The 7,581-nt window shown below is 67.0% G+C and carries 8 protein-coding genes, 1 tRNA gene and 1 pseudogene; 7 read left to right on the top strand and 3 right to left on the bottom strand.

What is annotated here, in order from left to right:
* The 7 genes and pseudogenes from LL06_RS16160 to LL06_RS16135 all read left to right on the top strand — a co-directional run.
* A pseudogene (locus LL06_RS16160) lies at positions 1-268 on the top strand (ATP-dependent acyl-CoA ligase); the annotation flags it as partial.
* The gene (locus LL06_RS16155; protein WP_035529121.1) at positions 265-1,434 is read left to right on the top strand and encodes a thiolase family protein; all 1,170 of its coding nucleotides are present in this window, start codon (positions 265-267) and stop codon (positions 1,432-1,434) included. The pseudogene LL06_RS16160 and the gene LL06_RS16155, both read left to right, overlap by 4 nt.
* Positions 1,431-2,678: an SDR family oxidoreductase gene (locus LL06_RS16150; protein ID WP_035529128.1), complete on the top strand. Its 1,248-nt coding sequence runs from the start codon at positions 1,431-1,433 to the stop codon at positions 2,676-2,678. Before LL06_RS16155 ends, LL06_RS16150 begins: the two co-directional genes overlap by 4 nt.
* Positions 2,675-3,472 (top strand): cyclase family protein, encoded by a 798-nt coding sequence (locus tag LL06_RS16145; protein WP_035529119.1) that lies wholly within the window; start codon positions 2,675-2,677, stop codon positions 3,470-3,472. Before LL06_RS16150 ends, LL06_RS16145 begins: the two co-directional genes overlap by 4 nt.
* The gene (locus LL06_RS16140; RefSeq protein WP_035529116.1) at positions 3,469-4,194 is read left to right on the top strand and encodes an SDR family oxidoreductase; all 726 of its coding nucleotides are present in this window, start codon (positions 3,469-3,471) and stop codon (positions 4,192-4,194) included. Before LL06_RS16145 ends, LL06_RS16140 begins: the two co-directional genes overlap by 4 nt.
* A 355-nt stretch (positions 4,195-4,549) precedes the next feature.
* Positions 4,550-4,672 (top strand): hypothetical protein, encoded by a 123-nt coding sequence (locus tag LL06_RS28420; protein WP_280114118.1) that lies wholly within the window; start codon positions 4,550-4,552, stop codon positions 4,670-4,672.
* Positions 4,669-5,634, top strand: a complete 966-nt coding sequence (locus LL06_RS16135) for a nitronate monooxygenase (protein WP_035529114.1) — start codon at positions 4,669-4,671, stop codon at positions 5,632-5,634. The genes LL06_RS28420 and LL06_RS16135 overlap by 4 nt, the downstream gene beginning before the upstream one ends.
* Positions 5,635-5,777: 143 nt before the next feature.
* Here LL06_RS16135 and LL06_RS16130 read toward each other — a convergent pair.
* The 3 genes from LL06_RS16130 to LL06_RS16120 form a co-directional block, all read right to left on the bottom strand.
* Positions 5,778-5,868, bottom strand: a tRNA-Ser gene (locus LL06_RS16130).
* A gap of 105 nt (positions 5,869-5,973) precedes the next feature.
* Positions 5,974-6,990, bottom strand: a complete 1,017-nt coding sequence (locus LL06_RS16125; RefSeq protein ID WP_244447157.1) for a tyrosine-type recombinase/integrase — start codon at positions 6,988-6,990, stop codon at positions 5,974-5,976.
* A gap of 151 nt (positions 6,991-7,141) precedes the next feature.
* Positions 7,142-7,581: porin (locus LL06_RS16120; RefSeq protein WP_035529112.1), on the bottom strand; the 440-nt coding region annotated here is incomplete at its 5' end.

The following is a 7,581-nucleotide window of genomic DNA, read 5'->3' as shown; positions in this document are numbered from 1 at the left end:
CGCCGACCCGGTGCGCGGCGACGAGGTGTTCGCCTGCCTCAAGGTCAAGGGCGAGGCCGGCGAGGCGCTGGCCGCCGAGATCGCCGGCTGGTGCCTGACCCAGCTCGCCTATTACAAGGCGCCGGGCTACATTGCCTTCGTCGACGCCCTGCCGCTGACATCGACCCAGAAGATCCAGCGGCGGGAGCTCAAGGCGCTCGCCGACAGGCTTGTGCAGGACCCGGCAACCGTGGACACTCGCGCGATGAAGAAGCGGACGGCGGCGTGAAGCGGCAGGACTACAGCGGCGTCGTGGTGACAGCGCCGGTGTCGGTTCCCTATGTCCGCTATTCCCGCGAGACCGCGCATTGGTGGATCGCCCGCGCGCTGAAGCAGGTGCTTGCCGCCGCGGGACTGAAGCCGCGCGACCTCGACGGCTTCTCGGTGTCGAGCTTCACGCTGTTTCCCGATACGCCGGTGGGGCTGACCCAGCATCTGGGGCTGAGCCCGAGATGGCTCGACAGCATTCCGATGGGCGGCGCCAGCGGCGTGGTGGCGCTCCGGCGCGCGGCGCGCGCGGTGCAGGCCGGCGATGTCGACGTGGTCGCCTGCATTGCCGGCGACGCCAACCGGATCGACAGTTTCAGGCAACTGCTGTCGTCGTTCTCACGGTTCGCGATGGACGCCTCCTACCCCTATGGCTCGGGCGGGCCGAACGCCAGTTTCGCGCTGATCGCCGACGCCTATATGGCCGAGTACGGGGTCACGCGCGAGGATTTCGGCCGCATCGCCGTGGCCCAGCGGGCCAATGCGCTGAACTATCCCAACGCCATCATGACATCGCCGCTGACGCTGGAGCAATATCTCGCCGCCCGGCCGATCTCCGAGCCGTTCGGGCTCTATGACTGCGTCATGCCTTGCGCCGGCGCGGAAGGGTTTCTGGTGATGCGCGAGGACGAGGCGCAGGCCCGCGGCCTGGCCTTTGCCCGGATCTCGGCCACGATCGAGCGCCACAACGCCTTTCCGGAAGACCCGGTGCAGTTGCGCGGCGGCTGGGCGGTGGATGTCGACGAACTCTACGAGATGGCTGGCTGCGGGCCGGGCGACATCGACCTGCTGCAGACCTATGACGACTATCCGGTGATTTCGATGATGCAGTTCGAGGACCTGGGGTTTTGCGCCAAGGGCGAGGGGGCGCGCTTCGTGCGCGACCACGACCTGACGATCGCCGGCGATTTTCCGCACAATACCTCCGGCGGCCAGTTGTCCGCCGGCCAGGCCGGGGCCGCGGGCGGCTATCTCGGCCTGGTCGAGGCCATCCGGCAGGTGACCGGCCAGGCGGGCCCGACCCAGGTCACCAGTGCCCGCACAGCCATGGTCTCGGGCTTCGGCATGATCAATTACGACCGCGGCCTGTGTTCCTCGGCGGCCATCATCACGGGGGACGGGCGATGACCGGCGCGCTTCCGCCCCCCAAGAAGAAAAACCCGCAACTGCGCCAGGTGGTGCCCACCCTGCCGCCGCAGATGCGCTCGCGTGCGGCGCTCGGGCTCACGGCGGCGGCGGCGCGCGGGGCGTTCCTGCTGCAGCATTGCGCCGAATGCGGCGCGGTGCAGTATCCGCCGCGCGACGCCTGCTCGGCCTGTCTTTCGGTCGAGCTTGACTGGCGCGAGACGTCGCGGGACGGACGGGTGATCGCCGAAACCCGCATCCACGCCTCGCCGGATCCCTATTATCGCGAACGGCTGCCCTGGCGCACCGGCCTGGTGCAGCTCACCGCCGGGCCGACGGTGCTGTGCCACCTGCATGGCGACATCGGCCGGGGCGATGCGGTGCGCATGGATCTCAAGCTCGACAAGGCCGGACAGGGCGTGATGATCGCGCTGCCCGCAACAAGGAGTGCCGATATGGCGGACGATGGGCAGTTGCGCGCGCTCACGGCGCATCCCAAGCACCGGCGGGTGCTGATCACCGATATCCGCTCGCCGGTCACCCGGCCGCTGATCGAGGGGCTTTTCCGGGCCGGCGCGGCGCAGATCTTCGTGGGCGAATCGGAAAGCTGGCGGCGCGGCTCCGATCACGCGGCGATCGCCGCGCTCGACCGGGTCTCGGTCCTGCCGCTCGATGTGTCCGATGCGGCCTCGGTGAGCCGGCTGGCGGCCGAGATCGGCGGCAAGACCGACATCCTGATCAACACCGCGCGTCATGTGCGGCCCGGCGGGGTGCTGGGCGCGGACACGGTGTTCGCGCGCGAGGAATTCGAGATCAACGCGCTCGGGCTGATGCGGCTGGCGCAGGCCTTCGGGCCGGCGATGGCCTCGCGCACCGCCGACGGCGTCAATTCATCCGTAGCCTTCGTCAACCTGCTGTCGGTGCACGCGCTGTCCGCAGACCCCCATTACGGCGCGTTCTCGGCGAGCCAGGCTGCGGCGCTGTCGATCAGCCAGACGCTGAGGGCCGAGTTCCGCGCCTCAGGCCTCAGGATGATCAACGTCTTTGCCGGTCCGACCGACGATGAATGGCACCAGCCGCTGCCGCCGCCGAAGGTGCCGGCCGCGGCGCTGGCCAGATCGGTCGTCGAAGCTCTCTGCGAGGGGCTGGAAGAGGTGTTCTGCGGCGATGTCGCCCGCGACCTCGAGGCGCGCTGGCGGAGCGATCCCAAGGTGCTGGAACGCGAACTATCCGGAGGCGGCGCATGACGGACGCTCTTATCGATCTCGCCCGTGCGCTCGGCGACGGCTCGGTCGAGGTGGTCGACCTCACCCACACGCTGGACCCGGATTTTCCGGTGATCGTGCTGCCGCCGGAATTCGGCCAGTGCGCCCGGTTCCGGATGGAGGAGGTCTCGGCCTATGACGGCCGCGGCCCGGCCTGGAAATGGCACAACATCTCGATGAACGAGCATACCGGCACGCATTTCGATGCGCCGATCCACTGGGTCTCGGGCAAGGATGTCGCCAACGGCGCCGTCGACGAGATCGACCCGTCGGTGTTTGTCGGGCCGGTGGTGGTGATCGACTGCTCCGAGGGGGCTGCGACGGATGACGATTTCGAGCTGACGCCGGAGATCATCCACGCCTGGGAAGCCCGGCACGGTGTCATTCCGGCCGATAGCTGGGTGCTGATGCGCACCGACTGGTCGAAGCGGCGCGGCGCGGCGTATCTCAACATGAGGGACGACGGCCCGCATTCGCCGGGGCCGACGCCCGCGGCGATCGAGCTGCTGCTCGCGCGCGACATCCGCGGCTTCGGCACCGAGACCGTCGGCACCGATGCGGGGCAGGGCACGCATTATTCGCCGCCCTATCCGGCGCATTACCTGCTGCACGGCGCGGGCAAGTTCGGGCTGCAGTGCCTGAGGAACCTAGACAAACTGCCGCCCACGGGCGCGATGCTGGTCGCGCCGCCATTGAAGATCAAGGGCGGCACCGGCAGCCCGCTCAGGGTGCTGGCGCTGGTGCCGGCGCGGACCGCCGAGGGAGAGAGACCATGACCGACTTTACCGCCGTCATCACCGGCGCTTCGAAGGGGATCGGCGCCGACCTGGCCGACAAGCTGCTCGAGCGCGGCTACCGGGTCATCAACCTGTCGCGCAGTGCGCCCGAGCGGGGCGACGCGCGGCTGATGAGCATCGACTGTGACCTGCTCGACGCCGGCGCCGTCAAGGACGCGGCGCAGCGGATCGCGGCCGAGCATGAGGTCACCCATTTCGTCCACAATGCCGGGCTGATCTGGGCGAACCTGGTGGAGGAGGCCAAGCCCGAAGACATCACCGGGCTCGCGCAATTGCATCTGGGTTCGGCGCTGACGCTGCTGCAGGCGTTCCTGCCTGCGATGAAGGCAAGGAAGTTTGGCCGGGTGATGTTCAACGGGTCGCGCGCGGCCTTGGGCGTGCCGACGCGCACCGCCTATTCCGCCACCAAGGCCGGGATGATCGGCATGGCGCGGACCTGGGCGCTGGAACTGGCGCCGCACGGCATCACCGTCAACGTGGTGGCGCCGGGACCGATCCAGACCGACAATTTCTGGGGCATCATCCCCAAGGGCAGCGCCCGCGAGGCCGAACTCGCCACCAGGATCCCGGTCGGGCGGCTGGGCTCCGTCGACGATGTCAGCAACGCCTTCCTGTTCTTCTGCGACCCCGCCAGCAGCTTCGTCACCGGCCAGACGCTCTATGTCTGCGGCGGCACCAGCATCGGCATGGTCACCCTGTAGCGGTTTTTTCCCGCACGGCTTGGGGCGGATCCTCTCCGCCGGGGGACGTCAGGCGAATGTCCTGTGCCGCGCCGTAGCCCGGCCTGGCGGCTGCGACCATCGTGCGGTCGCAGCGACTGCGAGCCCGGCAAGAGGGCCTGCGCCACGGCTCCAGCGCCACGCCGAGCCTTTCAACAGCCTCTCGCCTCTGCCTCGGCCACCGAAGGCCGCGAGGCGATCCTCGGGATCGCCTTCGGCGCGTCCCACCTTGCCCGCCACCGCGCGGATGGGCATGATGGGCGGGATCATCTCGCTTACCTGACCCCGGTGCGCGAGCGGCCGAACTGGCCTCGGAATCCACGCAAGGAGTGAACCCATGCCCTATGTCAACCTCGAGGTCACGCGCGAAGCAGCGCCGCAGGGCGCCGGGCCCAGGCCCGCGCAGACGGCGCGGCTGATCGCCGGCCTGCCTGCGCCCGCCTGTCGGGTCCTGCCATGAAGACCCGGCTCACGGAGCTGTTCGGGCTGTCGACGCCGGTGATCCAGGCGCCGATGGCCTTCGTCGCCGGCGGCGCCCTTGCCGCCGCGGTGTCGCGCGCCGGCGGGCTCGGCATGATCGGCGGCGGCTATGGCGATGCCGACTGGCTTGACGCCCAGTTCGCGCTGGCCGGCAATACGCCCGTGGGCTGCGGCTTCATCTCCTTCGCGCTGGCCGAAAAGCCGGAGCTTCTGGAACTCGCGCTGGCGCGCCAGCCGCGCGCCCTGTTCCTGTCCTTCGCCGATCCAGCGCCGTTTCTTCCAGCGATCCGCGCCGCGGGCGTGCCGGTCATCGTCCAGATCCAGAGCTACAGGGATGCCTGCAGGGTTCTGGATCTCGGCATCGAGGTCGTGGTTGCGCAGGGCGGCGACGCCGGCGGCCACGGGCGCAGCCGCGGAACGATGGCCCTCGTCGCCGAAGTTGCTGACGAGATATCCCGGCGCGGGTCGCCCTCCATCCTCTGCGCCGCGGGCGGCATCGCCGACGGACGCGGCCTTGTGGCCGCGCTTGCGCTCGGGGCCGAGGGCGTGGTGATCGGCACCCGCTTCTGGGGCGCGGTCGAATCGCTCGCCGACCGCCGGCTGGTTCCCTCGACGCTCGCGCGCGACGGCGACTCCACCGTCCGCACCAGGGTCGTCGACCGGCTGCGCGGTATCGACTGGCCGGAGGGCTATTCGGGCCGGGTCCTCCAAACTGCGTTCGTGGAGCGCTGGCATGGCGACGAGGCCGGGCTTTCGGCCGAGATCGACGCGCAGCAACAGCGCTGGACCGCCGCCGTCGCCGCGGCCGATCCCTCCATCGTCGCCCCGTTCGTGGGCGAGGCGATCGGCCTCCTGCGCACAGAGGAGAGCGCCGAGGCGATCATCAGGGACCTGGCTGAAGGGGCTGCGCGCACGCTGGCGGCCCTGCAGCAATTCCGGTGAAGCCCGCCCGGCCCCGGCGATGCAGATGAGAAGCCGGCAAGGCTAGCGGTCCGTCGGATTCGAGAGGGGGCGGAGGGGAGGGACGAAGTCCGAAGCTTAAGCCACGCGCGCTGATCTGGCGGGGCGGCTGCGTGAAGCCGGAATGGCGGAGAGGATGGGATTCGAACCCACGATACCCTTTTGAGGTATACTCCCTTAGCAGGGGAGCGCCTTCGACCACTCGGCCACCTCTCCGTTGCCCGTCTGTTACCTTAGCGGCAACCCGTAATCAACCTCATTCCATTGAGGAAATCATCATGGTGATCATGGCCTGCGGGCGCGGCGCCCGGCGGGTGCGCGTCAGGCCTGCGCCGAAGCCGGGTTGCGCCCGGGCCGGGCGCCTTTGGTGGCGGGCTTGCGGGCCGGTTTGCGCGGCTTGGCCTTGGTTTTGTCCGGATGCGGCGGCTGCGGCGCCGCGGCGGATTTGACCTTGCCGGCGGCGATCATGTTGGCGGCGTTGAGCGCGATGGCGCACTGATCAAGGTCGTTGGTGGCAAGATGGGCGTAGCGCAGCGTCATCTGGATGGTCTGGTGGCCCAGGAAGGTCTGCACGCGCCTCAGGTCGATGCCGGCCTGGACCAGGCGCGACGCGCAGGTGTGGCGCAGGATATGCGGCACCATGTGCGGATCGTCGGAGAAGCGGTTTTCCTTGCGCGCGCGGTTCCAATTATATTTGAAATTCGGATAGGAAATTGTGGAAAACGGTCCGCTGCCGCCAAAAGGGCGGGCCAATTCAAGCGCCTGGGCGGCGCGATCGGTCAGCGGGACCGAACGGCTCTTGCCGGATTTGGTGATCCAGAAGGTCGCGACGTTGTTGTGGATGTCGCCCCATTTGAGCGCCAGCGCTTCGCCGACGCGGGCGCCGGTGTCGACCAGGAACCTGCACAGAAGCTCGTGATGGGGGTTGTGAACACCGACGGCGGAGAACATCAAAGCCTCCTCCTCGGCAGTCAAAAACCGCACGCGGGAATTGCGTTCCCTCAAACGAATATAGGTTGGAAGCCTAGCTATCTGTCCGCTCCTCTCGGCCTTTTTCAACAAGCGGTAAAGTGCAGAAAGTTTGCGATTGATCGTCGAGTTTCTATTTCCGATACCCCGAAAATGATCTATCAGACGGTCAATCAAGACATCATCATAGGTTGCAGTGCGGTGCAGCAACATGAATTCGTCTATTTCGTAAATAAAGGCTTGGCAATTGTTTCGATGGGATCCGTTTTCCCAAAGAGAACCGGCATGCTGTTCCCATAGATGGGCAAGGCGCGGCGCTTCTATTGCGAGATCGACCATCTCGCTCAATACGACGGAGTTGGTATCCACTCTAACGTGTTCCAATTTCAGGTCCGCCAAAATAAGATTGGTTTAATTTATTAAGCAACTCCTCCCAAGCGCAGCAGAATTCGTGTTGTTCCCTTATATTGGAACCCGGCAGCCTGAGCTGCCGGGTTCTTTTCATCAAACCAAGGTTTGATTAGAACGAGCGCTGAACGCGACCGTAGAAGCCGAATGCACCGTCGGTACCGACAACGCCCGAGTCGGCGTAGACGAATTCCGGAGTGACCACGAGGCCCGGAACAACTTCGTAGTTCAGGTTGCCAACGACAGCCCACGAGTCGGAGTTGACGGCAACAGTGGATTCGGTCCACTGGACCTGTGCGTTGAGGGTAACCTTGTCGGTTGCCTTGAACGAACCGCCACCGATGACCGACCATGCGTCGTCGGAGCCGTAGGGTGCCCAGGTTGCGTAAGCCGAAGAGCCTTCGCCGTACATGCCCATGATGAAGACCGAAGCCTGCTCGGAGAGGGTCACGTCTGCACGAACCTTGGCAGCCCAGCCGCCAACGTCGAAGGTCGCGCCGGGAACGTCGTCGCGGGTGTCGAAGCCGACAACTGCGCTGAGGTCGACCATGC

It is taken from the genome of Hoeflea sp. BAL378, from assembly GCF_000759435.1.
Classification (GTDB): domain Bacteria; phylum Pseudomonadota; class Alphaproteobacteria; order Rhizobiales; family Rhizobiaceae; genus Hoeflea.
Note: the sequence above shows the minus strand (reverse complement) of the source record. Positions and strands in the feature narration are given on the sequence as shown.